Here is a 25,568-nt window from a genome sequence, read left to right as displayed (position 1 = left end):
CGATGAGGAGGTACCGATGTCGGCGCGGGTGCCCGCCGATGTGGAGAAGCCAGACAAGATCGTGTTCGGCCTGACCGCGCGGCAGACCGCGATCCTCGCCGTCACCGGACTGGTGTTGTGGGGGTTGTACCAGTCCACGCACACCCTGGTGTCGCCGGTGGTGTTCGCCGCGGTGGCGATCCCGATCGCCGGGCTGGCGTTCGCGGTGGTGACCGTGCGCCGAGACGGACTCACCTTGGATGCGTGGCTGCTGGCCGCGCTCAAGCAGCGGCGCAGTCCGAAGCGGCTGGTGCCCGCTGACAGCGTGCGCGGTGACACCGTGCCGGACGCCCCGGCGTGGGTCGCGGCGAAGGCCGGGCCACTGCCCGCGCCGCTGCGACTTCCCGCGGAGGCGATCTCGACAGAGGGCGCGATCGACCTCGGCCCGCAGCATGGCACCGCGCACGCCGCGGCTTGCTCCACGGTGAACTTCGGGCTGCGCACCGCCGGGGAACAGAACAGTCTCATCGGCGGCTTCTCCCGCTGGCTGCACTCGCTCTCGGGTCCGGTGCAGATCGTGGTCCGTGCCCAGCGCCTCGACCTCGACCCGTATCTCGATGTGCTCGCCGACGAGGCCGGCGGGCTTCCCCACCCCGCGCTGGAGCAAGCCTGTCTCGGGCACGTGGACTTCCTGCGCGAACTGTCGGCCAGCCGGGACCTGTTGCGCCGCCACGTCACGGTCGTTCTCCGCCAACCCGCCACCGGACGGCACGGCCGCGACACGAGCGCGGCGCAGACCGTATCGCGGCGCGCGCAGGAAGCGGCTCGCGCGTTGCGGGGCTGCGAGGTCGTGGTGGCCCCGCTCGACGGTGCCCAGACCCATGCCGTGCTCGGCGCTGCCGCCGACCCCAACGGCGGGCCGCAGGCCACCCGGGCGGGCACCGCCTCCGGCGTAGTCACCGCCCACCCCGCCCTACTTCACCCCGCCGAGAGCAACACCGCCGCCAATGCGGCCGAGGACGTGGAGGTCTAAAGCGATGAGCCCACAGAACACGCTCGCCCTGCTGCATCGCGCCGCCCGCCGCGCGCTCGGCCGCACCCCGTCGTCCGGCTCGGCCGGGACCGGTGCGGGTGCGGTGGCGGGGCCGGACGCGGTCGAGGTCGGACCGCGGTGGCTGCGCGTCGGCGACGGCTACACCGCCACCCTCGCCATCACCGGCTACCCGGCCGAAGTCGGCGCCGGGTGGCTCGAGCCCCTCCTGTCCTACCCGGGACGACTCGATGTCGCGCTGCACATCGACCCGCTCCACCCGGCCACCGCGGCGAAGCGGCTGCGCAAGCAGCAGGGCCGCCTGGAGTCCGCGCGCCGCTCCGCGGCACGGGACGGCAAGCTGGACGACCCGGAGACCGAGGCCGCCGCAGCCGACGCCGCGGACATGGCCTTCGCCCTCGCCCGCGGCGAGTCGAAGCTGTTCCGAGTCGGGCTGTATCTCACGGTGCACGCCCCGACCGCGGAGGACCTCGACGCCGAGGTCGAGGAGGTGCGGTCGCTGGCGTCGTCGCTGCTGCTGGACGCGCAACCGGCGGCGTGGCGGTCGGTGCAGGGCTGGACCTCCACCCTGCCGCTCGGGGTGGACCTGCTGGGGATGCGCCGCACCCTCGACACCCCCGCGCTCGCCGCGAGTTTCCCCTTCACCAGCCCGGACCTACCCGCTGCGGACCCGTCGCCACACGCCCCGCTCACCGGCCGGTTGTACGGCGTCAACGCCAGTTCGAACGGCCTGGTGTTGTGGGACCGCTGGGGCCAGGACAACTACAACTCCGTCACGTTGGCGCGCTCCGGCGCGGGAAAGTCGTACTTCACCAAGCTCGAAGCCCTACGCAGCTTGTACCCGGACCCGCACCGGCCCACCCCGGAAGGCGAGGTCGGGGTGCAGGTCTTCGTCATCGACCCCGAAGACGAATACCAGCGCCTGACCGAGGCGGTCGGCGGCACCTACCTGCACCTCGGCGCACCCGGCGTGCGGTTGAACCCGTTCGACCTTCCGCCCGGCGCGCAGCGGATCCCGGACGCGTTGACCCGCCGGTCGCTGTTCATCCACACGCTGCTCGCGGTCATGCTGGGCGAGCCGTTGACGCCGCAGGAGCGGGCGGTGCTCGACCGCGCGGTCACCGCCACCTACGCCCGGGTCGGCATCACCGCCGACCGCCGCACCTGGACGCGCCCGGCGCCGCTGCTCGCGGACCTCGCCGACGTCCTCGCCGACGACAGCACCGAGACCGGCGACCCGGCCGGGGCCGACCTGGCGGCGCGGCTGGCGCCGTATGTGTCGGGCTCGTTCTCTGGCTTGTTCGACGGCCCGACCACGCGCTCTCCGGACGGGCATCTGGTGGCGATCTCGTTGCGGGACTTGCCCGACGAGTTGAAGTCGGTCGGGACGCTGATCGCGCTGGATGCGGTGTGGCGGCGCGTGCTCGATCCGCACCACCGGCGTCGCCGGTTGGTCGTGGTGGACGAGGCGTGGTTGTTGATGCACCAGCCCGAAGCCGCGAAGTTCCTCTACCGGCTGGCGAAGTCGGCGCGCAAGTACTGGGCCGGGCTGGCATTCGTCTCCCAGGACGCCGGGGACGTTCTCTCCAGCGACTTGGGCAGGGCGATCGTGTCCAACGCCTCCACGCAAGTCCTGTTGCGACAGTCCCCCCAGGCCATCGACACCATCGCCGACGCCTTCCGCCTCAGCGATGGGGAACGCGCCTACCTACTCGCGGCGGGACCGGGCGAAGCGCTCCTGGTCTCCGGCACCAACAGAGTTGCCTTCCATGCCTTGGCTTCCGATGCCGAAGACGAGCTGATCACGACAGACCCACAGGCTCTGGCCGAACTGGACGCTGACGAGGAGGACGACCTCGAACCATGAGCACACCATCGAACACTTTCGCCTCGATCACCAACCCTACGTCCGGGATTGCCGGCGCGCTCGTCACGGTCTGGGAACGCGCCTGTGCGTGGGCGACCCAGCATCTCGCCCTGCTGATCGCGCTCGTCGTCCTCGCCTCCGCCTGCGCCGCCGTGGTGGTGAGGTTGCGGCGCACGGCGCGACGCCGCTGGTACGTCGGAGCGCGGGTGGTGACTGTGCTGCCCCCGGCCGGACTCGACCCCGCTGCGGCGGTGGCCGGGGCGCGCCGGTTGTGGTGGGACCTGCCCGGCCTCGCCCCGCCCCGCTGGAAACGCCTATTCGCGGGGGTGCCGCACCTGGCCGTCGAGTACCACCTCGCCCCGGGCGAGGATCTCGCTGTTCGCCTGTGGCTGCCGGGGCCGGTGCCGACCGCCCGGATCGACGCCGCGCTGCGCGCCGCCTGGCCCGGCACCCTCGTCCTCGACCACGCCCCGACCACGCCTACGCAGAACGGCGAGTCGGCGCCTGCGGGCAAGACGGGGCTGGTGGTCACCGGGGGCACCGTGCGCCCGGAACGGCCCGAGCATCTGCCGCTGCGCGTACCCGACCCGCGCGACGAGTCGGTCGATCCTTTACGGGCACTGGAAGCAGTGACCGGCCAGCTCGCCGAAGGCGAGTCGGCAGTGGTGCAAATCCTGGCCCGCCCCGCAGTCGGGCAACGGCTCCGCCGCTACCGCCGCACCGTGGACCGGTTGCACTCCGCTCGCCCGGGACGTCGCTCGGCGCTGGCCAGCTTCGTGTCGGTGCTGGTGCGCGAGTTGATGGAGATCGTCACCGGCAGCACGTCCACCGCGGCCACCCACGGCACCAGCGAACGGTCGCCGCGGCGGCTTGATCCGCAGCAGACCGAGGAACTGCGCGAGATCCGGGCGAAGAAACTGCAGCCGCAGTGGGAGGTCGCGCTGCGCTACTACGCCGCCACCACCGCCCACGGGCCGCAGGCCGCCGACCGAGTCCGGGGGATCGCCGACTCGCTCTTCGGTGCCTTCGCGGTGCTGGCCGGGCGCAACGCCCTGGCCCGCCACCGCCTGCCCAAACCCCGGGTCGTGATCGCGGCGCGGCGGCTGCGCCGCGGGGCGCTGCTGTCCGCCGGGGAGCTGGCGGCGCTCGCGCACCTGCCTGCCCGCACCGAGGCCCTGGCCAGCGGCCAGGCCCGCAGCGTGCCCGCGCCCCCGCACACCACCCGCCGCCTCTGACTCCCCCGCAGCGAGAGGAGTTGTCGTTGCCCACCAACAAGAAGCCCGCATCGACGGTCCGAGGCACGGACTCCGCGGAGGTGGCTGGCCCGGCGCGGCTCACGCTGCGCCCGGCCAGTGACCGGAGCCGCCGCACACCGAAACCTCTCGGCATCACCGACGCCGGACCAGCGCGCAAGGTCGTGCTGCCCGTGGTCGACGCCCGCCACCACCTGCACATTGCAGGCACCACCGGCAAAGGCAAGTCGACCGAGCTGCTGCACCTCGCACTCGCCGACATCGAAGCCGGACGCGGGGTCGCCGTCATCGAGCCCCGCGGCGACCTCATCCGAGACCTGCTCGACCGGATGCCCCACGAGGCCGGCGAGCGACTCGTGCTCATCGACCCCGACGAAGAGGTCGCTCCTGCGGCGCTGAACGTGCTGGACCCGGCCGGGCTTGGCGGGGAGACCGTCGCCGAGCACCTGGTGTCCACACTGCACCGCATCTACTCCTCGTGGTGGGGGCCGCGGGTCGAAGACACGCTGCGTGCCGCGGCCTACACCCTCACCGGGCGGCCAGGCTCCACCCTGGCCGACATTCCACTGCTGCTTACCAATTCCCGCTTCCGCAACGAGGCCACCCGCCGCATCAAGCGCAGCGACCCCACCGGGATCGGCGCGTTCTGGAGCGCCTACGACAAGCTCACCCCCTCGGCCGCGGCCCAGCAGGCGGGTCCGGTGCTGTCCAAGTTGCGCGCGGTCACCGCCCGCCGGTTCGTCGCTGACCTCTTCGGCACCGCCACATCGAGTTTCGATCCGGCCGACGTGCTCGACGGCGGGATCCTGCTTGCCCGGCTACCGAAGGGCGAGCTCGGTGAAGACTCCGCGCGGCTGGTCGGGTCGCTGCTGGTGGCCTCGCTGTGGCAGACCGCGATCGGCCGTTCACACCAACCCGAGCACACCCGCGCCGACGCCACCATCCTGATCGACGAGGCGCAGAACTTCCTGAACCTGCCGACCCCACTCGGGGACGCACTGGCCGAATCCCGCGGCTACCACGTCGGCTGGGTGCTCGCCCACCAGCACCTCGACCAGCTCACCCCCAGCCTGGCCAAGGCGCTGGACGCCAACGCCCGCAACAAGCTGTTCTTCGGCGTGAGCCCGGACGACGCGCGGCATTTGGCCGCGCACGTCGGCCCGCACCTCGACGCGGGCGACCTCACTCGGCTGGCCCGCTACCAGGCCGCGTGCCGGCTGTCGGTCGACAACCGCGACACCACCGGCTTCACGCTGCGCACCCAACCCCCGCCCCCGGTCATCGACGGACGGGCCGACGAACTGCGCGCCGCGGCCCGCGCCCACGGCATTGACCGCGCGACCCGCGACCGCGCTCGCAGCCGCCGCACCTTCGCCACCCGCGCCCCGCACGAAGACACCGACATCGATCTCGACGGCGACCTCGACTGACTGCACCCCCACGTCGCCGGTCGCCACCCCGCAAGCCGTTACTGGAGGATTCCTATGTCGGACAACGGAAAGATGCCCGAGACGAAAGCTCGAGCGCCTCGGCGGATTCGCCACCGGGGCGGGGTCGCCGACCCGGTCGAGCTGGCATCCCGGCTCACCGAGCGGGACCGGACCCTGTTGCGGTTGCTGGACGAGCACCGCGTCCTCACCAGCGGCCAGATCGCCGACCTGTTGCCGTATCCGAACCTCAACCGGGCGCAGCGACGCCTACTCGCCTTGTGGCACTGGCACGTGCTCGACCGGTTCCGTCACCCTGCCGCGAACGGGGCGCTCACCGGCTGGCGCTACACCCTCGGCGTGGCCGGGCACGGCGTGCTCGCCGCCATGCGCGGGCTCGCCCCGCCCCGGCCGAACAGCGTCCGCGAGCAAGTGCTGCGCCTGGCCACTGACCCCCGGCTGGCGCACCTGCTCGGCATCAACGACGTCGTCGCCGCACTCGCCGCACACACCCGCGACAGCTACGAGTCCGAGCTGCGGCTCTGGCACAGCGAACGCTCCGCCACCACCGACTGCGGCGGACTCGCCCGCCCCGACGCCTTGCTCGTCTACCGCGAGCACGGCGTCCAGCTCGTGGCCTGCTACGAGCACGACACCGGCACCGAACCCCTCACCCGCGTAGTGGAGAAGCTCGACGGCTACGCCGAACTCGCCCGCGCGGGCGGCCCCCACCCCGCGCGGAAAACCCAGCAACGCCAAGGGTTCTGGGTGCTGTTCGGACTCCACTCGCCCGCCCGTGAAGCCAACCTGCGCGACCGGCTGGCCGCCGCCGACGCAACTGGCCCCGCGCTGGCGGACGGGGACGTCCCGTGGCACATCGCGACCGCCAGCGCCGACGACCTACGCACCCCGGCCGGGCCGATCTGGCTGCCGCTGCACGCCCGCCAGCGCCAGCACCTGGCCGACCTCGCCCGCACCCGAGCCCCCGCCGACCGATGAGGAGGACCGCGTGAAAGCCAGCGTGAAAATCGCCGTGGCCGCAGGCTGCGTGGCCCTCGCGCCAGTACTGCTCCTCTCCGCCACCCTCGGCGCGGTCCTGGGCACCGACGGGGCCAGCGGCGGCGAAGGCGGGGTCATCGCCTGCGCGACGACCGGCACACCCACCGGCAGCGTGGCCGGGTACGGCGCCGACCAGATAGCCAACGCCGCCACCATCCTCGCCGTCGGCAAACAGCTCAACGTCCCCGAGTATGGATGGGTGATCGCGGTCGCTACCGCGATCACCGAGTCCCAGCTCCGCAACCTGAACTACGGCGACCGGGACTCCTTGGGGCTGTTCCAGCAGCGCCCTTCGATGGGCTGGGGCAGCGCGCAGCAAGTCACCGACCCCACCTACGCCGCCACCCAGTTCTACCGGCACCTGCTCGCGCTGCCGAACTGGCAACAGATGGGACTCGCACCCGCCGCGCAAGCCGTGCAAGCCTCCGGCTTCCCCGACCGATACGCCAAATTCGAGCCAGTCGCGCGGAAGATGGTCGGCGCGCTGACCGGCGTGGCCTGCGCCCCTGCCCCAGTTCCACCGAGCAGCGGAGGGTGGGTGCCCCCGGTCGCGGGGCGCTGCACCTCGGGCTTCGGGCCACGGGGCGGGGAATTCCACCGTGGGCAGGATATCGCCGAACCGATCGGCACCCCGATCGTGGCCGCCAGCGGCGGGCGCGTGATCGCCTCCGGCCCGGCCAGCGGCTACGGCCTGTGGGTTCGCATCGAACACACAGGCGGGGTAATCACCACCTATGGCCACAACAACCGCAACCTCGTCGCCGTCGGCCAGCCCGTCCAAACTGGACAGCCAATCGCCGAGGTCGGCGACCGCGGCGAGTCCACCGGCCCGCACCTGCACTTCCAAGTCGAGCCCGGCGGACAACCCGTCGACCCGGCTGGCTTCTACCAGCAGCAGAACGGACCACCGCTGTGTGCCCCGCAAGCGACACAGCGAGATCCGGGCGGCATTCGATGAGCACCCATGATCCGCCTGACACGAGGTCAGCCTGCCGCGCGTCGGTAGCGTTGTTCGTTAGGCCGACGAAGGTCGACGCCGAGTCCGGCCAGCTCGTGGGCGGCGTTGCGCAGGGCGCGGTGGTCCGACGCGGTACACGGGAGGGTGTAGGTCCGTCCGCCGGGCAACGCGACGCGCCAGTGCTTTCCGCGGCGGGTCAGCCCGCATCCGGTCGCCCGCAGCCGGGCTCGGAGTTCGCGCCAGGTGGTGGGCCAGACGGTTCCGGCGCCGCCGCGTCGGCGTCGGCGTGCCGGTGCGGCCCGCACGCGCGCCGGGCGCGGCCTGGCGGGTTCGCTGGCGGTGCGGAACGCGACGTAGCACACCACCCCGTCGGAGGCACGCACGCGCAGTTCGCAGTCGTGGCGCCGATGGCGGAGCAGGCCGGGCGCCTCACGAACCGGGGCGGTCCAGTGCGGATGGTGGAAGGTGGCGAGCACGGCCCGCTTCGCGTCCGGTGTGGACACTCGGCAGGCCGCGCCCGGGGTCATGCGGGGCACCTCATCCCGCGGCACGGCGTCCGTCCATAGTGGACCTGTATTCGTTGCGGAGGTCGAGAAGGGTCCGGCCGTCGCGGGCGCGGCACCAGAAGGCCCACCCGTTCTGGTGCGGGCTGCCAAGCGCGGTGGTCGCGGCGGAGGGCGTGGTGAACAGGCGGCCGTCGTCCAGTCGCAGCATGCCCTGCGCAGTCACCTGGCCGGTGCGGTGCACGCCGAGACCGGGCCGCCGGTAGACCAGCTCGTCACCGGCGTCCAGCAGGCCCGCGTCGAGCAGGTCACGCACGCCGACTCGCGCCACCGACCGGTTGCCGAACACCCGCATCGGGCGCGGCGCGGGCGGGTCGGCTTCCGCGGCGTCGATGTAGCTGCCCATGATGGCGGCGGCGGCAGGGGCCACCACGGCGGGCCAGTCGCCGCCGAGGCGAGGCCACATTCCCGCGGGCATCCACCGGCCGTGGTCGGCCAGCGCGAGCCGCACGGCCACCGCGTCGTCGGCATCGGTCGTTGCGGGCGGGGCCAGCCGGAGGACGAGGTCGCCATCGCACCCGGACGCCGGGTACTCGTGCTCGCACCATTGCCCGGCGAACAGCACCACCTCGCCGTTGGCAGCCCGCCGGTCCGCGGCGGTGACCAGCAGCGCCCAGGCGCCGGGCGGCATCCGCATCGGGACCGCCTGAATGCCGCCATCGGCGATCAGTACCGCGGCCTCGTGGCCCAGCGCCTCGGCGACCCGTAGGTCCGCGAGGCTGCGTGTGCTGTCCGCCGGTACGGGTGCGGCGGGGGCGACCTCCAGCCGGACGGTCACGTCAGGCCACCTCCTCGGCCATGCCCGGCGCGGTGTCCGGCCCGGGTGCCACGGTCGCCACGGGGACCAGGTCGGTGCGGCGCAGCGGGTGAATCCGCAGCCCCGCCCGGTACGTGCCCGACCGCGAGGCACCCGCCGCCTTGGCGATCCAGGCCCGCGCCGACGTGACGGTGGCGAACGGGCCGACGAACAGCGCCAGCCGCCGGGCGGGCGGGTCGATCAGCAGCGACACCACCACCGCGCCCGCGGTGTCCGGGTCGGTGTCGTGGGCGGCGAGCAGGTCGGCGACCACGGTGGGCAGCTCGATCACGTCGCCGGTCATGTCGGCGGTGGCGTGGGTGGTCAGCGGGTCGGCGTCCGGCCGGTGCAACACGAGGGGGCGCGCGAAGGTGTCCTCGTCGGTCAGCCAGTCGGCGGCCACCGCCGCGTCGCCGTGCGAGCCGAACGTGCCGTGCACGTCGAAGTCGCCGGCGCGCACCGTCAAGGTGGCGAACAGGGGTGCATTCATGGGTCGGTGTTCCTTCCGTGTCGTGGGCGCCGGGGTGTTCCGACCACCGAATGGACGGTCGACTCGGCCCGGAATGTCAAGCGTCGCAACGAAACGCGGGCAGTAGGCGCCGGTAGTCGCCGTTCGCCTCGAACGGCGACCACCGGCACGCGGAGTCGGGTCACCAATCGTGGAAACGCATGGTTCCGATGAACCCGCCGACGATGCCGTCGCAGTCGGACATGACGTCGACCGCGAGGATGAACCGGCACTGGTCGGGCCGCAGGCGCTCGACCCGGTTGTAGTTGCTAGCCAGCTCGAACACACTCTGGATCGTGTCGCAGATGACGTCGCTATCGGTCCCGGCGGACGCGGCAGCGGTCGCCAGCCCGGACACCGCGACGCGCACGACGCCATGCGGGCCGGAATCCGCGGCCGTGACATCAAACGCGGCCTCGCGGACGATCAGGTCATCGCCCTGCACGTCGAGGATGTCGCGTTCGAGCCGTTTGGCCACGTCGGACAGCGGCAGGGTCGCCGTGTCGTCGAAATGATCGCCGATCACGTAATCCACGGGGTGTCCGTTCTCGGTCGCGGGGGCGGTGTCCAGCATGGTTGCGGTGTCCTTTCCGTGGAGGTGTTGCGCGGTTCCCGCGCGGTCAACATGGACGCTCGACTCGTGCCGGAATGTCAAGCAGCACAACGGAAACCTGGTGTGCCAGGTCGCCATATTTCGCGGAGCTTGGTCACGGCAGTTGGCGGACGAAGTCCATCGAATCGATTCTCGCGTGGCGTGCTGTCACCGGACGCCGCATGAAGGTTCCTCGGCGAGCGGGCCATGCAGCTTCGTCAACGTGGCCCAGCCGACACACAGGGCACCGCCCGAATCGGACTGGTCAAGATGCCAACCCGCTGGACACGAGACCCATTTGCGCCCTTGGCGGTCACGAAGGTCCGGCCAGGGGTACGGCTCCGGATCGCCACAGGTCCAGGTACGTAGCTTGATCATCTGTTGCCTCCGCAAGGTGTTCGGCTTTACATCGACTCTCGTTTGCTGGGTCTATTGGCTCGACTAGGAACCGAGCCGCGATGCGTTGCGGGTTCCATCCACGCTCGATCTGCGGGTAGATGTCAAGCATGCCTTTGTCTTTGGCCGCCGCACATGCCATTCGCCAACCGTAGTGACCAAACGTCGCCAACTACGGCGACCGGTCACAAACGGGCGCCACAGGAAGACGTCCGTCTTGTTTGGACGGACCCGTTGACTTCGCCCGGGGATCGAGCGTTGATGGACGCGTGGCCCGAACAACCCCGGTAGCGCGCCGGAGGGCTACAAGCCCCCGGGGGCATGACCATCACAACCAACCCGATTCAAGGGAGTGCATCGTCATGCCACGCACCACCAAGACGGCGAAGGCCACCACGAACGGCAGCAGCGGCCCGTCAGCCGCGGACAAGCTGCGCACCGCGCTGCGCCGCAACCCGGGCAAGACCGCCCGAGAGCTGGCCGACCTGGCAGGCATCGGCGGGTCGACCGCGACCAAGCTCCTCGCGGTCTGGGCCACCGACGGGCAGGCCGTGCGGCTGACCGACGAGGACAACGACGGGCGCAAGGCCGCTGCCCGCTGGGCACCGCCGGAGCCGGTCGAGGACACCTCGAAGCCCCGCAAGCGCGACACGACCGCGCCGCGGCGGAAGAAGGCCGACACCGCCGAAACCAAGGCCGCTACGGCGAAGTCGGTCACCGACGCGCCGCCGAGCGGCAGGCTGCCCAAGGGCGCGCTGCACGGCCTGGTCGAGGACTTCCTGTCCGAGCCGGATCGGCGCGACAACGCCTACACCGCCGGCGAGATCGGCCGCAAGCTGGTCCGATCCTCCGGCGCCGTGCGCAACGCGCTGGACAAGCTCGCTGAGAACGGCACGGTCGCGCTGACCCAGGGGGAGCCGCGCCGCTACCAGCTCGCCGCCGACTGACCCGCCGCCCGGACCGGGGCGCCGCCGACGACCCGGCGGCGCCCCGGTCCGGCATTCCAGTCGATACCCCGTCGAAGGAGGGACTTTCCTATGCAGCTCACCCCGCCCTACCCGCTGTCCCTGTTGCGGGCGGCCCACCGCGGTACCGACCGCGGTGACGAACTCGCCGTCGTGGCCACGATCCCCGAGGCTCACCGTGCCGCAGACGTGCCGCGCCGGGTGTCCGGGCCGGTGATCGGGATCGGGTCGCGGATCAGCGTGCACGACCGCGAGACCGGTCGGCTGGTCGAGGACATCCGCAGCGAGTGGATCACCTACGCGACTGTCGAACGGGGGTGGCAGCGGTGACCCGCCGCACCTACCGGCGCGGCGACACCACCACCGAGCCCGCCGTGCTCTTGCGCCGCAACAGGATCCGGTACGCCGTGCTGACTTACCCGTGCTGCGGGTGCCGGACCTGGGTCGACGTCGCCCTGCTGGCTTACCATTGGCTGGTACCCGACCGTTCCCTGACAATGCGCTGCGGGCGCCGTTACGACCACCGCAAGCTGCCCGGCAATGTGGGATGCGACTGGCTCTGGACGATCACCATCATCCCGACCGAGGACGGTGACAGCCCCGCCAGCTTCACCTGGACCGCGTAAAGGCGAACCGTTACCCCGACGGCCCACCGCGGGCCGTCGGGGTAGCAGCACGTCTACCGACACGCGAAATGCGACCGTGACCGGTAACAGGGCAAGGGCAAGCACGGCCACACCTGGAGCCCACGGTCCATTATGGATGCCAGGCGTGGCCGCGTTGCACGACGCGCCATCACAGCCGGGTCAGACCTCCACCAGTGCGCGGAGCACGCCGAAGGAGTCGGCCAGCTCATCGATCAGCGTCTCGAACTCACCGCCGGGAACGCTCAGCTCGGCCAGGGCATCCACGGCCCGGCCGACACGGGCGAAGGTTTGCGCGTGCTCGCGCACCGGCACATAGCGGGGCCGGTCCAGGTAGCGCAGCCCCACGCAGTGCCGGTGCAGGACGTACCGCTCTTCCGGCGCGGCGACCTCGCACACCCGCACCACCACCTCACCCCTGGTGAACGCCCGTCCGCAATCCCAGCAGCCGTCCACACTGCCGGGGCCGACGGACTCGACCGCGACTACAGTCACGCCACCGGGCACCGGATCACCCCGCTGCACGCTCGGCAATGTCGCGTCGGTGTCGGCCGTGGTGCGGTCAGAAACGGGCGACGACGTCGAAGCGCCGTGTGCCGGTTCCCACGGGTCGGTGAGGGTGCGGCGGGTCCATACCTGGCCGTCGTCGAAGGCATACGCGAGGTCGGCCAGTTCGCTGTAGTCGTTCGGGTCGGACTCGTCGGGCACGTAGGCATGGTCGACCCACTGTTCCCATACCCGCAGGAACGCGGCGACCGCAGCGCGGTAGGCGGTCTCGCTGGTGGCGTCGAGGGGCTGGTGCCCGGCCTCTGCCGCAGCCAACCCACCGGGTACGCCGTCGCCCCGCACGGTGCCGATCCACTCGGCGTTCTCACCCCTGCCGACGTAGAAGGCGGCATAGTTCGTCATGGCACATCACGCCTTTCTGTCCACTATGGACATACAAAGGATTGCGGAGTTGGTACGTTCGGCGCCGCGCGGTGCGCTAGCGGCAGGCTTCTTCACGGAGCAATACCTCGCAGGGGTCGCCCGGGACACCTTCGAAGAACGCGAGCACGCGGTTGAAGTCGTCGCAGGTTTCGGGCGACCCGGCCGGGTCGGTGGTCGCCCGGTGCCAAGGGTCGGTGCCGCGCCGGACCCAGGTGCGCCCGGCGCCGTAGGTCAGGCTGTAGGTGGGCTGCCGGGATGACAGGACGGTGCAGGCGGGAAAGTCGACGGAGCCGTACCGGTCACGCCATTCGTCTGCAAGGCTGGTGACACCGGCGAGATAGGCGCCGAGGTCGGTGGCCTCCAGCGCGTCTCGGCCGGAGTCGAGGGTGGCGACCAGGAGCGACACCCGCTCGGAGTGGATGTTGGCCGCGTACATCGTGTCCAGCCAGATGGTGTCGACCGGGTCACGCCCGAGGTAGATCGCTGCACTGCGGATCATGGAGACCTCCTAACGGTTGCCCACTGTGGACCTACGGCTACGGCTACGGATTGCGATTGCGCTACACGTCCCGGGGCGGTCGAGGTCGAGATCGCGCGGGAAGCCGAGCGCGGCGAAGGCGCCCTCATAGGTGTCGGCGGTCACCTCGTGACCGGGAACCTTCCACCGGCCGTGCGGACCGGGCTGATCGGGTCGGAAATCGGTCATCGGCCGCGCGACCCACGAGCGGCCTGCGTAGTAGGCGACGGCCGCCGGTTGGCCGTAGGCGGCGCGCAGGTACCCCCGTGGGGCACGAAACATGGATGCCGTAGTCCTGCGGAGTGATTTCCTGGGTGGTGGTGTTTGTGGTCACGTGGTCGCCCTCCAGTGGCGGTCAATGGTCCACTGTGGACGCATGTGGTTGGCGACTAGCGCGCTGGCGTGCCGGGTTCGATGACGTACCATTCCGAGTTCCAGCAGCCGCTGTTCGCGGCGCCCCAGTTCTCGTCGGCCGGTTCGGCGTAGTGCACATTGACGAGCAGCTCGTCGTGCTGGTTGACCATGCCGTTCTCGGTGACACGGGCGACGGTGCGTACCGGGCGCCCGAGGTCCACAACGTGTGGCAGCAGGAGCTGCATCCCGCGGCGCAGGTCCCGGGTTGGCACGCGCCGGGTGCGCGGCAGCGGAGCCCCGCACGGGTAGACCCCGGGTGCGTGATCGGTCGCCGGTGCGTTGTGCACGGCAGCGATCCGCGGTTTGGTGTCGCCGGTCGGGTCGCACGTCACACAGCGCCATGCCACGCCGATTCGCGCGAATCCGGAATCCGCCAGCGTTCGGTAATCCGGTAGCGAAACTCGTGCCCGCACAGCAGGCGCACGGTTTGGATGACGGTGTCGGTGATGTCGGCCGCGGTTACAGGTGCGCCGCTGCTTTCCGCGGTAGTCATCGGTGCCGCCCCTTCTAGCTTTGGTCCACTGTGGACTCTTATCTAGTTGTCGTCGTCGGCGTCGCAGCCGGGGCACGAATCGGTCAGATAGTAGCCGTGCCCGCAATCGTTCCGGCTAGCGATATCCCGACCCGGCCCCCAAATGAAGTAGACGTCGTACTGCCGGACGTCGCGCCGGGTGATCGTGCGGGCGAGCACGTCGTCCGGTGGCACGGGCGCCTTCTCGACCTCGCGGGCCATGTGCTCACGGAGCGCCTTCATGCCGGCCTTGAACGCCTCGTTCATGGTTACTACACCTCGTTCTGTCCACTGTGGACATATAGGTTCAGATGCCGTGCGCTGAAATCTGTCCGGTTGGGTCGGCGGGCGGACGGGGGTGCGCACGCGGGTACCTGCGGTCGGCAATCCGGGTCAGCGCCGCCACGATTTCCTGGTTGGTCCAGTGTCGGCCGGGGCGCGCGGACGCTGTCGTCCGTCCACTATGGACGTAGTTGGCTAGTTCGGGTTCGGCCGCGCGCAGGGTGGCGTCGAGCACCTCGGCGGGCGCGCCGCTGATCAGGGTGGTCCAGCGGATCAGCCGGGCGCGGTCGCCGGTGAGCGCGGTCACGGTGAGCGAGCCCTCGCGGTCGGTGATGGTCACCGACACCTGGCCGCCGGGGCTGCGGAACGTTTCGCCGTTGTCGTCGGGCTCGAATTCGTAGCCTTCGAGTACCCGGAAGTAGTCGAACATGATCTTCGTCATGACTTCTCCTAACTGTCCACTGTGGACTCACTTGCGACCTAGTGCGGCCTTGACGCCGGGGTGGTCAGCAGCGAGGACCCAGGTGTGGTCCGGTTTCCGGATCCAAACCTTCGCGCCGTCGAAGGCGTAGGCGTAGTCGGTGTCGAGCGGCGGGGTGTCGTCACGATGCCGCGGGTAGATCGCGGCGCCGTGCCCCTCGTCTTCCCACACGGCCAGGAGGTCTTCGACCGCGTCGCGGAAGGTGTCGGGGTCGGTAGCGGTCAGGGCTAGCCGCCCGGGGCCGACCGCGGCCACCCCCGCGGGGTAGCTGTCACGTTGCAGGGTGCCGAGCCAGGTGCCATTGAGCCCGGTCAGAAATTGGGCGTATGTGCTCATGTGTTTTCCCGTTTGTCGTTCGGGCATATTTCGGGCGGATGCGGAGTTGTTCGGTTTTTGCGGTTTCCGTTCCCGCTGATATTTCCACGCTAGCTCGGTGTGATAGGGCACGCAATAGCCCGGCGCGGACTTTTTCGGGGTTTTTTGCCTAGCCGCGCCGGGCGCGTGACGTGCGCGAATGCGCGCGCAGGCGCGCGCAGGCGCGCGCAGGCGCGCATAGGAGGCGGGTGGACAGCAGGAATGGCCGCACAATTCCGCCATTTTTCGGCGGAATTGTTTTGTGTCGCATTATGCGACACAAAACAACGGCGAAAGCCGCAGGGAGGTGAGCAGCATGTCAGGTGAGAGGTCCATACGGAGTGGTTATCGTGACCAGTCTGGCTCGTCGGCCTCATGGCGCAAGGCGGGCTGAGCTGCGGTGTTGTGGAGTGCAAGGGGGTCGGTGGGGGGGTCATCCTTAAGATGACGTGCCTTCGACGTCCCGGACGACGTCCCGGATGACCCCCCACCGACACCGCCCCTTCGCGGCTGCACCGCCCTCGAATGGGCTCCTGCGGGTGCAGCTGGCCGCCGGAAAACCTGGCCTCGTTGCAATGAGGTGAATTGCGGGCGCGTGAGCCCTTTTCGTCCGCCGGTGCGGTTTCATGTGATTGTGTCGACGGAACGTGTGCTTACTCATTGCGGGGCCTGGTTGTCGGCGTTTGGGTCCTTCGTTGTGGTCTGGACCGGAGTGGAGCACACCTTTATGTAGAGCGGAAGCGGCCGATTTATCGCTGCGGGACAGGTGCTTTATCGAGCAGCGCGGTGGTGTCGGGATCGGGTTCGAGGTCGATATCGCGGAGATTGGCTTGCAGGCGCCGGTAGGTGGTGTGGGCGGCGTCGAGGCGGCCGAGGTCGCGTTGCAGGGCGATGGTGCGCCGGTAGAGGGCTTCGGTGTAGGGGTCCCAGGTGGTGGCGACGGCGAGCGCGTCGAGCGCCTCGTCGGGGTTGGTCTCGCGGACCTCGCCGGCGAGGGCGACCAGGGCGTCGACGGTGTGGCTGCGCCAGTGCTCGGCCACGGGTTCGGCCCACGAGTATGGTGCGCCCTGAAGCGGTGCTCCGGCACGGCACACGCGGACGAGGCGGCGTAGAGCGTCCAGGCGGGTGCCGGCGTCGCTGGTGGTGCGGGCGCGGGTGAGGCTGTCTTCCACGGTCCACACGTCGGCGGTGATGATCTCGGGGTCGAGGCGGTAGCGACCGGATTCGGCGACCACGAACACCGCTTCGTTCTCGCCGGTGGCTTTCCGCAGGGCCGATCGGGCGTAGGAGATGGCCTCGTGCAGGCGCGCGGCGGGCTGGTCGGGCAGGACGGCCTCGCGCAGCGTGTCCGCGGTGGTGCCGTGCTGGTGGGCGGCGAGGTAGGCCAGGATTTCCCGGGCTCGGGCACGCAGCCCACGGACATGGCTGCCGCAGGCGTGCACGCGCACACCGCCGAGCAACTGCACCACCACAGCCGGTTGATCCTCGTACGCTGTCGTGGCGTGTCCCTTGTCGTACGGGGCACTGGCAGCGGCATCGGAGTCCGCGCCGCGGTCGCCGTGAGCGTCGTCCGCCTTCGAGTAGTCGTCCCGGGTGGTGTCGTCGTGGGGTTGGCGGGGCGCAGGTGTGCGGGCGGCGGCCAGCAGGTGCCAGATCTCGCCTGCTTCGGCCGGGGTAAGGGTTTCGGCGCGTGCTCCGGCCACCCATTCAGTGCCGGGGCCGTGCGCGGCGGCGATGGTGCCGTCGGCGTCGAGGGTCAGCTGCGTGAAGTCGCCGGCCTCGTGAAGCTGGTCGTCACCCAGGAGCAGGGCGTGGATGCCGACCGCGCGGCCTTCGTCGCCGATCGTGGCCCATTCCCGCCGATACTGCGGAGACGGGCGGGCTGCTACCAACAGCAGCGGCACCAGCTCCGCGCTCTCGCCGAGCCGCTCCTGGGGGCCTTCTTCGCCGTGGAGGTCGGCGTCGAGCTGGTCGTCGTCGCGCAGCCGGGTACGGCGGGCGAGCTCGGTGCGTAGCCGCGCCAGCGCCGCGGTCTCGCAGTCGGTGACCTCGACGCCCGGGGTCTGCTGCAGCGCGGCCAGGTCAGCGCCTCCGGCGATCAGCTCAGCGGTGGCGGGGTCGGCCAGCAGCGCGTGGGCCGGGTAGCGCGCGTCGACGGCCAGCACGGTGGCCAGCACGGCGCGGGCGGCGGACACGGCACCGGAGCCGGTCAGCGTGAGCCCGGCCATGGCCGCCAGGTCCAGCACCTGGGCGCTGGTGCCGGTGTGAGCGGTCAGGCCCGGCGCGGGCGGCGGCCAGACCCGTCGCCGCCCCGCCGCGAGGGTGCCGACCTCGATGCTGCGGGCGAGGGCATCGTGGCGATCGTGCTCGTCTTCGTCCGGGTCGGTGCCGTGGCGGTATAGGGCGCGCTGCGCGGCGTGATCGAGGGTGGCGACCACCGAGCCGGGCTGCACGGGATCAGGCGGCCCCGGGCGGTGATCTGCTGGCGTGAGTCGGCCGGTCGGGGTGCGGCGAGCGCGCCGCCGCCGCCGTGCGAGGACGAGCAGGATCGCAACGCTCAGCGCCAGGCCGAGCCCGACCAGCCCACCGCCGGGAAGCTGCACCGGGGTGTTCTGGCCGGCCTGGGTGCCCTGGTCGTGCCCGGGGCTCGGGGAGCTGGTGGGTGGCGCTGGCGCTGTGGGTGAGCTGCTCGGCGGCGCGGGCGGAGGTGGGGTCGGACTGGGTGGCGCTGGCGGTGGTCCCGGTGCGGCGGAGGTTGGTGCTGCGGCGGGGAGGTGGATCTGCCAGCCGGGCAGGAGCTGGTCGGGGTTGCGCAGGACGCGCCCGTCGGATTGTGGGAGCCCGCGGTTGGCTTCGAACAGCGCGGGCCAGGCATCGGCGTCGCCGAGTTCGCGACCGGCGATGGCGGAGAGGGTGTCGCCGGGCTTCACCGGCACGGTCCGCAAGCTCGCCCCGGCATCCAGGGCATCCGCGGGCAAGTTCACCGCATCCGGTGGCAGGAGCAGCACATCGTGCGGATACAGCTTGTGGGCGTTGGGGATGTGGTCGGCGTTGAGGCGTTCGATTTCGTGGTAGCGGCGGCCGTCGCCGAGGTGGTGCTCGGCCAGCCCCCACACCGTGTCTCCCTCGTGCACCGTGATGCGGGGGCAGTCCGGCCGTGCGGACGGGTCCACCCAGCTCCGGCTCGGCTGGGGCTGTGCCGGCAAGTCTGCCTGCTCCGATACCGACTCGGCGGTGGCGTAAGTCTGATGTGGAGGCCGGTGCGGGGCGGTCGCCACGATGGGACTTCCGGTGGCGGGCAGGGCGGAGGCGGTGCCCGACGAGATCAGCACGAGGGCTGCGGCGACGAGTCCGGCGATCCACTGGCCGCTCGGAACCCGGGCCAGCACACCACGAGCGGTACGGACGCCACGCCGGGTCTGGCGGATCACTTCGGCCGTGACGGACAGGGTGAGCAGCAGCCAGCCCACCCACGCCACGACGACCACCAGGGCGACGACGAGGTCGCCGGTGATCCACGCCCACCGCAGGGTGTTCCAGATCCGCTCGGGCCACTGGCTGATCGGAGCCGAATCTGGCCAGCGGTCAGGAATCAGCCGGCCGGGATCGGCGCCGAGTGCAAGGAGTCCGCAAGGGATCCCGACGATAAAGGCGAGTAGCGCCAGCGCGGCAAGCATGCCGCGCAGCCGCTGGGCAGCCGGGGAGGTCACGGCAGGCCGCCGTCTCGGGTGCCGACACCGAGCTGGGCCAGCGCGGTGCCGGTGGCCTGCGCGCTGCCGCCGAGCAAGCCGATCGTGGTGGGCTCGGTGACCGTGACCGTCACCCGCACTGCTCGGGGTCCGGTGATGGTGACCTGGCCGGGGTGTCCGGCGCGGGTGAGATAGTCGGCCGCGGTGCGGGCTGCGGTCGCGGTGTCGACCCCGACGCTCGGGCTGCGGGTGTCCACAGCGGTGTTGGCCGCGCGGGCGGCCTCGGCCGCGACCGCGTCGGCGCGGGAGATCGCTCGCAGCCGCGCGGAGCCGTCGACCACCAACGCGAACACCAGCAGCAGCGCGGGCACCAGGACCGCGACCATCACACTGACCGACCCGGCATCGCGCGGCGTCGCTCGGGCAGTCATGGGACGCCTCGATACGGGTCGACCGGGCTGGTGAAGGCACCGGTGACTCGGGTGTCGCCAGGGACAGGGAGGGCGAGATCGCTGAGCGGAACGCGGCAGGTCACGCTGGCCCGGACCTGCCCGGTGCGGCCGACCGCAATCTGGCTGGCGTCGACGGACACGCTGGACTCGCGGCAGGTGATGCCCTCGCGCGCCAGCCGTTCGCGGGCAACCGCCGCTCCGGCCTGCTGTGCCGCGGCCGGGCCGCGAGCGATCGAGGCGGCACGCGCGGCGGCGGTGGCGGCGTTGTCGACCGCCTGCTGGGCCGAGGAGGTGCGGGCGCCCGCGACGATCAGCAGCCCGACGAAGAGCACGGCGGGCACGAGCACGGCAGCCTCGACGCTGACCGAGCCCGCATCACTCCACCGCCGCGACCGGACGCCACGTCGACGGAAGCGGGTTTTGTGGTTCACGAGCCACTCCCGGCGGCCAGCGGCACGGTGAACCGCTCCTTGCTCGCCTGCGCATTGGCTTCGACGCGAAAATCCAAGCCCGGAATCGGAAGCAGACGAGGGGCGGTGCCCGCGACAGTGACCCGGACGGTCTCCGCCGTGACTGCCGCCTGCACCTCGGGGGCAGTGAGTACGCCGCTTCCGGCTCGGGTGGTGAACGAGCGCGCGGCATCGACCGCGGTGATCTTGGTGGCACCGACCGGGCGACCGGCGTCGACTCCGGCCTGCGCTGCCTGGGCAGCGACGGCGTGCGCGTACCACCACAACCCGCCCTGCACCGCCGAGAGGATCAGCAGCAGGACAACGGGAAACAGCACGGCAAGCCCTACCGATTCCGACCCGGTGTCCTCACCCAGACGGCGGGACACCGTCACCCCACCTCCGCGGTAACCGGCTCGGGCGCGCTCGCCGAGCCGCCACGGGACACGGAAGGTTCGCGCCTGACGGATGCCTGGTCCGCCGCCTGTCCGTCTCCTGTGGACGGTCCCCGGCTTATAGTGCTCTTCGCACCCAAAGTGCCGCCGGTCGGCTTCGGCTTCTTTCGCTGGGGGCGGCTGGATTTCCGGCTGCCCAGCCATTGGGTGAGATCCGCGGCCGGGACGTCGGTAAACCGCGCCAGCTCGTCGATCCCGATGACGTCGGTGGCCTCGGCGAGCGCCTCGCCGAGTTCCCGCTCGATGTCGCGCAGTTGCTCTGCGACCGCGGTCCGGCGCTGGGCGAGTTCGCCGATCCGTTGTGCGGCAGCGGATCGCTTCGCGCTGCGGGCGGCGTCGGCCTCGGCGACACGACGTTCGATCTCCTCAGTCGTAGCCATCCTGGTTCCTCCGTTTGTTGACTCCGTTACGAGACCGGGCTCGGGTGATCACGGCTGCGTGGGAGGTTTGAGCTGGCCTTGAAGTTGGGTGACGAGGGCACGGATGGCGAACCCCAGTCCGACTGCCACAGCCAGGCCGATGGCCACCAGCACGGCCTTCTCCACGGATTCGGATCCCCGGTCCCCGGACGCCCGGATCCGCGCCCACCGGTTGTCGAGGGCACTGGCGCAGGCGAGCACCAGGCCGGTCAGCACGAGTCCCAGGCGCACGTAGTGTTGGCGCGCCCTGGTGACGATGTCGTGGATGGTGTTGGTCATCCGAGGTCAACTCCTTCGCTGAGTGGCGGGAATGCGTTGTCCCGCAACGATTCTCTTGCGGTGGCTCCGGCTAGGTGCCCCCGGTCAACAGGCGGATGAGCGCCGGGAATATCGCCAGCAGCAGGAACGCGACCAGCAGCAGCGCCACCGGCAGAGCGAGGCGTTGGGAGCGCGCGTTGGCGTCGGCCTTGTCACCGGCCAGCGCGGCGGAACGCAGCGCACCAGCTTTGGCAATCAGGGTGGTGTAGATGGCTGCGCCGTCAGCGGCGGTGGCGAGGATGTCGGCCAGGTCGGCAAGTTCGACCACGCCCATTCGCTTTCCCAACCGGGACAAGGCTTCCCACGGGGTGTGTCCGGCGCGCATCGCCCGGCCGAGCGTGCGGCTAATCCGGGCGAACACCCAGGAGTCCGCCACGGCGGCGGCTTCGGCGAGGGCTTGGCTCGGGGCGCGTCCGGTTGCCCGTTCCTGGGCGACCAGGTCGAGGTAGGCGGCGGTGGCCCGGCGGAACTCCTCCCGTGCCCGGGTAGCGTCTTCCCGCACCGCCAGCATCGGCACCAGCGACCCCGCCAGCGCGGCGACCACCGCTGCCAGCACCGCCACGGTGATGGGAAGACCGATGCCGCCGAACCACGCCAACCCCGCGATCGCGAGGACACCCGCGGTGGCGCCTCCGGCCCAGGCCAGGCGGCGGGCGAGGTAGCGCTCGGGAGTCTGGTCGAGGACGTCGAGGTCGGCAGTGGGGATGCCCCACCAACGGCTCGATGACCGAGCCGAGTGGCCGGCGAGACGCTCCAGCCGGGTCGACCACCGGCTTCTCGGTGGAGCACCCTCGGCGTGACGAGCGGCGCGGTCGTCCAGCTCGGCGACCGCGGCGGCCACGTTGAGCGGAGCCGGGCGGACCAGCGCCAGGATCACACACACGACCGCGATCCCGGCGAGTGCGCCGAGCGCGGCGGCAGTGAGACCGGAACTCATCGCGGCACCACCTCCTCGGGTTGGGAGACCGCGGCCAGCCGCCGTTTCGGTTTTAGTGCGCCGACGGGGGTGCGGGAGGCCGCGCCGAGCAGCCGAGCGGGACGGCGTGTACGGGTCAGGATGTGCATCCACCACCCCGCCGCACTCAGCAGACCACCGATGCCAGCCATCACGAGCTGACCGAGCAGTCCGTTGAACGGAGTCAGGAACTCGCGGGCGAACAACACTAGCCCGGCCACCATGACCGCGGTGATGCCGAGGATCGCGCGGACATCGGTGCGGGGTTTCGCGCGGTCAGCTTCGATGTCGCGACGCGCGACCACCTCGGCCTCCAGTGCACGGGCTTTGGCGTCGAGGATGTCGACCAGGCCGCGTCCTCCCGCACGGGCGCGCAAGATTAGTGCAAGGGCCACTTCGTCGGCGGCTTCGTCACCGACGTCCTCAGCGAACGCCCGCAAGGCGGGCTCCAGGCCGCGGGTGCGCACCCGCACGGCCAGGGTCTCCACCTCGGTGGCCAGGGCCTCGGGGGAGGTACGGGCCGAGCTGGCGATCGCCTGCTCCAGGCCACCGGCGCCGGAGGCCAGCACGTCGGCCAGGCGCCGCACCCAGCTTGCCAGCGCGTCGAGCCGCGCAATGAGCTGCTGCGCGTCGTGTCCGCGCGCCAGGATCGGCACGGTCACCACCCCGGCCGCGACCAGGACCGCGGCGACCGGCCAGCTCGTGGCCCACCACACCAGCCCACCCGCGGCCACCGCGACCAGCACGCGCCGCAGCGGCAGCCGCGCGGCGAGTGCCTGCCAGCTCGACGCATGCCGCGGCGTGGATCCTCGAGCGGACTCACCTGGCCGCCGCTCGGCGGGAGGAAGGAACGCGGCGACCGCACAGGTGACCGCCGCCACGGCAACGATGCCGAGCAGCCCCGGCCACACGGTCGTCATCGCATACCTCCGTCCGGGAAACCAGCGGTGTGCCAGGTACCGGAACCGGTGGTGTCGAGTCCGGTGCGGTCGAAACCGTGGCGCTCCAGCCGCTCCAGCAGGTCGCGGCTGGGCGCGTAGGCCGGGACGGCGCGCCCATCCTCGGCGCGCGGGCCGAAGATCCGGGTGATGTCCGGGCGCCCGGAATCGCCGACCGGACCGACCTCGATCACCTCGGCGACGAACCGTTCCCGGCGCCGCCCGCCCGGGTGGTCGTGGTCGGTGCGGGCGACGTGGACGACGAGGTCGATGGCCGAGGCGGTCCACTGGTGCGCGGCCTCGATGGCCAACGGTGGATCGGCGAGCTGCCCGAGTGCGCCGATTCGGTCGAACACCGCGGAGGCGGAGGTGGCGTGCAGGGTGCACATGCCGCCGGTGGCCCCGTTCCCGAGCGCGCGGAGCATGGCGGTGACTTCACCGCCGCGGACCTCGCCGACGATCACTCGGCTCGGTGAGTGCCGCAGCGTCTGCTTGAGCAGGTCATCCAAGGTGATCTCGCCGACGCCCTCCGAGTTAGCTGGGCGGGCTTCCAGCGGGGTCACCAACGGACGGGGGCCGATGTGCAGGCCGAGTTCGTACTCCTCCTCAACCGTGACCACATGCTCGGAGGCGGGGATCTCGCTGCACAACGCGCGCAACAAGGTCGTCTTCCCGGCGGCGGGGCCGCCGTCGACGATGATGTTGCAGCCCGCCAGGACTGCCGAACGCAGGAACGAGGCGAGCAGCGGGTCGAGGGTGCCGTTGGTCACGAGGTCGTCCAAGCCGACGTCGACCAGGCGGTGGCGGCGGATCGCCACCCGCGGCCGGTCGCTGACCTCAATCACCGCGGCGACGCGAGCGCCCAGTGGGCCACCGGCAGGGATCCGCAGGTTCCCCAGCGGGCGACCGGCGTTAAACTCCCGGCTGGTTTGGCCTTGGCGGGCGAACATCGCCGCGAGCATCTCGATCAGCTCGGCGTCGGTGTCGGCGACCGGATGCGGCCACCGTTCGACCGAGCCGTCGGCCAACTCCAGCATGACGTTGTTGCAGCCGTGCACGTGGATGTTCTCCACCTCGTCGCGCTCCAGCAGCTCCTCCAACGCACCCAGCCCAGACAACGCGGCCACCACAGCCCGCACGAGCCGCTGTTCGTCCTCGACCGGCAGCGGCGCTTGCCCTGCGGCGGCACGGCGCTGCACCCACGCGGTGACTTCCTCGGTCACGTAGGCGCGCATCCGGGCCTGCTGCTCTTCGGCCGACAGCGGCACATCCAGATGTGTCTCCCCGGCAGCAACGCGCTCCAGGCGGGCGGCGACCGACTCCCGGATCGCCCGCACGGACTGCGGGTCCAGTAACCCGCCCGCAGCGCCGTCCTGCCGTACTGCGAGCGCTGGCGGCACCACTGGCCCTGCCCCTGCGGCACGGACGGGCGGCGGCGCCATGTTGGTCGGACGTGGGTAGGTCGTGGGACCGGCGAGGCGGTGACCGTTGTGCGGCAACGTCATCGGGCACCTCCGGTGAGCACGCTCGCCGAGGCGGGCGGCGCCGGAGCGCGCAGTTCCGCGGGGGTGTAGTTGTGGTAGGTGCCATGCAAGCGGCGCGCCGCGCGGCGCACGTTGCGCAGCAACGGCGAACGGCGCGGAAGTGCACCGGCGTCGAGGCCGTCGGAGAACACCGCCGCGGCCCGCGCATCCGCAGCAACCTGCACACCCGCCTCCCGGCCGAGCGCAGCGCGAACCTCCCGGCTGCCCGCCGGGGTCGTGGCGCACACCGCCAAACCGAGCCGTTGCGGCACGATCCGCTCGGCGAGTTCGGCCAGCAGCGGGCGCGCGGCCAGGACGTGCCGCTGGGTTGGGCGCACCGCCACCAACACCAAGTCGGCGGCGAGCAGTAGTGGCCACGGGGTGAGCGCGCTGTAGCGGCCGACGTCGACCAGTGCGTCGGCCGGAACACCGGTCGCGGTTTTGAACGCGGCCAGCGCCGCGGTCAGCCGTGTCCACCCGGCGGTGCCGACCGCGGCGTGCTGGCCCGGCGCACTCAACCCGGCCAGCAACCCGACGTGACGGGCCGGAGGAACCTGCTGCACGTGGTCGAGCAGCGTGGCCGGATCGCCCGCAGTCGCATGCCGGGTCGCCGTGGCGTGCGACAGCACACCGAGATCGGTGCGGATCGTGCCGTCCACCACCCACTGGCCCAACCAGCCGGCCGCGAGGTCACCCCCACCGGGATCGCAGTCGGCCAGCAGCACCGGCGCGGGCCAGGCCGCTGCCAGCGCAGCCAGCGTCGTGGTCGCGCCGGGCGCCCCCTTACCGGAGACGATCGTGATCATTGCCAACACCCTCACCG

Annotated in this window: 30 protein-coding genes; 9 read left to right on the top strand and 21 right to left on the bottom strand. The window is 71.3% G+C overall.

Annotation, left to right across the window (positions count from 1 at the left end):
• Positions 1-16 precede the first annotated feature (16 nt).
• From L942_RS24705 to L942_RS24680, 6 genes are read left to right on the top strand one after another with little or no spacing between them, the layout of a single operon-like run.
• Positions 17-1,012: a PrgI family protein gene (locus L942_RS24705; RefSeq protein WP_063695800.1), complete on the top strand. Its 996-nt coding sequence runs from the start codon at positions 17-19 to the stop codon at positions 1,010-1,012.
• A gap of 4 nt (positions 1,013-1,016) precedes the next feature.
• Positions 1,017-2,897, top strand: a complete 1,881-nt coding sequence (locus L942_RS24700; RefSeq protein ID WP_037364729.1) for a VirB4 family type IV secretion system protein — start codon at positions 1,017-1,019, stop codon at positions 2,895-2,897.
• Complete coding sequence (locus L942_RS24695) at positions 2,894-4,132, top strand: hypothetical protein (RefSeq protein WP_037364726.1); 1,239 nt, start codon at positions 2,894-2,896, stop codon at positions 4,130-4,132. Before L942_RS24700 ends, L942_RS24695 begins: the two co-directional genes overlap by 4 nt.
• 26 nt (positions 4,133-4,158) lie before the next feature.
• The gene (locus L942_RS24690; protein WP_051166213.1) at positions 4,159-5,580 is read left to right on the top strand and encodes a type IV secretory system conjugative DNA transfer family protein; all 1,422 of its coding nucleotides are present in this window, start codon (positions 4,159-4,161) and stop codon (positions 5,578-5,580) included.
• A gap of 54 nt (positions 5,581-5,634) precedes the next feature.
• Positions 5,635-6,576, top strand: a complete 942-nt coding sequence (locus L942_RS24685) for a replication-relaxation family protein (protein WP_051166212.1) — start codon at positions 5,635-5,637, stop codon at positions 6,574-6,576.
• Between the two features lie 10 nt (positions 6,577-6,586).
• Positions 6,587-7,594: a M23 family metallopeptidase gene (locus tag L942_RS24680; RefSeq protein ID WP_051166211.1), complete on the top strand. Its 1,008-nt coding sequence runs from the start codon at positions 6,587-6,589 to the stop codon at positions 7,592-7,594.
• Positions 7,595-7,620: 26 nt separating this feature from the next.
• Here L942_RS24680 and L942_RS24675 read toward each other — a convergent pair whose 3' ends face one another.
• From L942_RS24675 to L942_RS24660, 4 genes are all read right to left on the bottom strand, one after another.
• Positions 7,621-8,121, bottom strand: a complete 501-nt coding sequence (locus L942_RS24675) for a hypothetical protein (protein ID WP_037364724.1) — start codon at positions 8,119-8,121, stop codon at positions 7,621-7,623.
• A 10-nt stretch (positions 8,122-8,131) separates the two neighbouring features.
• A complete protein-coding gene (locus L942_RS24670) occupies positions 8,132-8,935 on the bottom strand; it encodes a hypothetical protein (RefSeq protein ID WP_051166210.1) in 804 nt (267 codons plus the stop codon).
• A 1-nt stretch (position 8,936) separates the two neighbouring features.
• On the bottom strand, positions 8,937-9,443 hold the full coding sequence (locus tag L942_RS24665; protein WP_037364722.1) for a hypothetical protein: 507 nt from the start codon (positions 9,441-9,443) through the stop codon (positions 8,937-8,939).
• A 160-nt stretch (positions 9,444-9,603) separates the two neighbouring features.
• Positions 9,604-10,035: a hypothetical protein gene (locus L942_RS24660; RefSeq protein ID WP_037364719.1), complete on the bottom strand. Its 432-nt coding sequence runs from the start codon at positions 10,033-10,035 to the stop codon at positions 9,604-9,606.
• A 776-nt stretch (positions 10,036-10,811) separates the two neighbouring features.
• Here L942_RS24660 and L942_RS24655 point away from each other — a divergent pair.
• The 3 genes from L942_RS24655 (at position 10,812) to L942_RS24645 (ending at position 12,040) form a co-directional block, all read left to right on the top strand.
• Positions 10,812-11,396: a hypothetical protein gene (locus L942_RS24655; protein WP_037364717.1), complete on the top strand. Its 585-nt coding sequence runs from the start codon at positions 10,812-10,814 to the stop codon at positions 11,394-11,396.
• 90 nt (positions 11,397-11,486) lie between these two features.
• A complete protein-coding gene (locus L942_RS24650) occupies positions 11,487-11,744 on the top strand; it encodes a hypothetical protein (protein WP_037364715.1) in 258 nt (85 codons plus the stop codon).
• A complete protein-coding gene (locus L942_RS24645) occupies positions 11,741-12,040 on the top strand; it encodes a hypothetical protein (RefSeq protein WP_158684534.1) in 300 nt (99 codons plus the stop codon). Before L942_RS24650 ends, L942_RS24645 begins: the two co-directional genes overlap by 4 nt.
• A gap of 180 nt (positions 12,041-12,220) precedes the next feature.
• On the opposite strand, the gene L942_RS42135 is transcribed toward L942_RS24645, so the two are convergent.
• The 17 genes from L942_RS42135 to L942_RS24565 form a co-directional block, all read right to left on the bottom strand.
• A complete protein-coding gene (locus L942_RS42135; RefSeq protein WP_051166209.1) occupies positions 12,221-12,967 on the bottom strand; it encodes a hypothetical protein in 747 nt (248 codons plus the stop codon).
• A 76-nt stretch (positions 12,968-13,043) separates the two neighbouring features.
• Positions 13,044-13,487, bottom strand: coding sequence for a hypothetical protein (locus L942_RS24635; RefSeq protein WP_037364711.1), 444 nt, complete (start codon positions 13,485-13,487; stop codon positions 13,044-13,046).
• Positions 13,488-13,894: 407 nt separating this feature from the next.
• A complete protein-coding gene (locus L942_RS24630) occupies positions 13,895-14,251 on the bottom strand; it encodes a hypothetical protein (protein ID WP_037364708.1) in 357 nt (118 codons plus the stop codon).
• Positions 14,248-14,412 carry a hypothetical protein gene (locus tag L942_RS44435; protein WP_158684533.1) on the bottom strand — a complete coding sequence of 55 codons (165 nt, stop codon included), beginning with the start codon at positions 14,410-14,412 and terminating at the stop codon, positions 14,248-14,250. The genes L942_RS24630 and L942_RS44435 overlap by 4 nt, the downstream gene beginning before the upstream one ends.
• Positions 14,413-14,454: 42 nt before the next feature.
• Positions 14,455-14,697, bottom strand: a complete 243-nt coding sequence (locus L942_RS24625; RefSeq protein ID WP_037364706.1) for a hypothetical protein — start codon at positions 14,695-14,697, stop codon at positions 14,455-14,457.
• Positions 14,698-14,737: 40 nt separating this feature from the next.
• Complete coding sequence (locus tag L942_RS24620; protein ID WP_037364704.1) at positions 14,738-15,154, bottom strand: hypothetical protein; 417 nt, start codon at positions 15,152-15,154, stop codon at positions 14,738-14,740.
• A 27-nt stretch (positions 15,155-15,181) separates the two neighbouring features.
• Positions 15,182-15,529, bottom strand: a complete 348-nt coding sequence (locus L942_RS42130; protein ID WP_051166208.1) for a hypothetical protein — start codon at positions 15,527-15,529, stop codon at positions 15,182-15,184.
• Positions 15,530-16,296: 767 nt separating this feature from the next.
• Positions 16,297-19,257: a LysM peptidoglycan-binding domain-containing protein gene (locus L942_RS24610; RefSeq protein ID WP_051166207.1), complete on the bottom strand. Its 2,961-nt coding sequence runs from the start codon at positions 19,255-19,257 to the stop codon at positions 16,297-16,299.
• Positions 19,254-19,667 (bottom strand): hypothetical protein, encoded by a 414-nt coding sequence (locus tag L942_RS24605; protein WP_037364700.1) that lies wholly within the window; start codon positions 19,665-19,667, stop codon positions 19,254-19,256. Before L942_RS24605 ends, L942_RS24610 begins: the two co-directional genes overlap by 4 nt.
• Positions 19,664-20,119: a TadE family protein gene (locus L942_RS24600; protein ID WP_037364698.1), complete on the bottom strand. Its 456-nt coding sequence runs from the start codon at positions 20,117-20,119 to the stop codon at positions 19,664-19,666. The genes L942_RS24605 and L942_RS24600 overlap by 4 nt, the downstream gene beginning before the upstream one ends.
• Positions 20,116-20,532, bottom strand: coding sequence for a TadE/TadG family type IV pilus assembly protein (locus tag L942_RS24595; protein WP_037364696.1), 417 nt, complete (start codon positions 20,530-20,532; stop codon positions 20,116-20,118). The genes L942_RS24600 and L942_RS24595 overlap by 4 nt, the downstream gene beginning before the upstream one ends.
• Positions 20,529-20,972, bottom strand: coding sequence for a hypothetical protein (locus tag L942_RS24590; protein WP_037364695.1), 444 nt, complete (start codon positions 20,970-20,972; stop codon positions 20,529-20,531). Before L942_RS24590 ends, L942_RS24595 begins: the two co-directional genes overlap by 4 nt.
• A 48-nt stretch (positions 20,973-21,020) precedes the next feature.
• Positions 21,021-21,290 (bottom strand): hypothetical protein, encoded by a 270-nt coding sequence (locus L942_RS24585; protein ID WP_037364692.1) that lies wholly within the window; start codon positions 21,288-21,290, stop codon positions 21,021-21,023.
• A gap of 70 nt (positions 21,291-21,360) precedes the next feature.
• On the bottom strand, positions 21,361-22,266 hold the full coding sequence (locus L942_RS24580) for a hypothetical protein (RefSeq protein ID WP_037364690.1): 906 nt from the start codon (positions 22,264-22,266) through the stop codon (positions 21,361-21,363).
• Positions 22,263-23,204 (bottom strand): type II secretion system F family protein, encoded by a 942-nt coding sequence (locus L942_RS24575; protein WP_037364688.1) that lies wholly within the window; start codon positions 23,202-23,204, stop codon positions 22,263-22,265. The genes L942_RS24580 and L942_RS24575 overlap by 4 nt, the downstream gene beginning before the upstream one ends.
• A complete protein-coding gene (locus L942_RS24570; protein ID WP_235079381.1) occupies positions 23,201-24,622 on the bottom strand; it encodes a CpaF family protein in 1,422 nt (473 codons plus the stop codon). The genes L942_RS24575 and L942_RS24570 overlap by 4 nt, the downstream gene beginning before the upstream one ends.
• 101 nt (positions 24,623-24,723) lie before the next feature.
• A complete protein-coding gene (locus L942_RS24565; RefSeq protein WP_037364683.1) occupies positions 24,724-25,551 on the bottom strand; it encodes a hypothetical protein in 828 nt (275 codons plus the stop codon).
• Positions 25,552-25,568: the final 17 nt, after the last annotated feature.

The organism is Amycolatopsis orientalis DSM 43388, from assembly GCF_000411975.1.
Taxonomy (GTDB): domain Bacteria; phylum Actinomycetota; class Actinomycetes; order Mycobacteriales; family Pseudonocardiaceae; genus Amycolatopsis; species Amycolatopsis orientalis_D.
The sequence above is the reverse complement of the archived record's forward strand: the minus strand, read 5'-3'. Positions and strand labels throughout refer to the sequence as shown.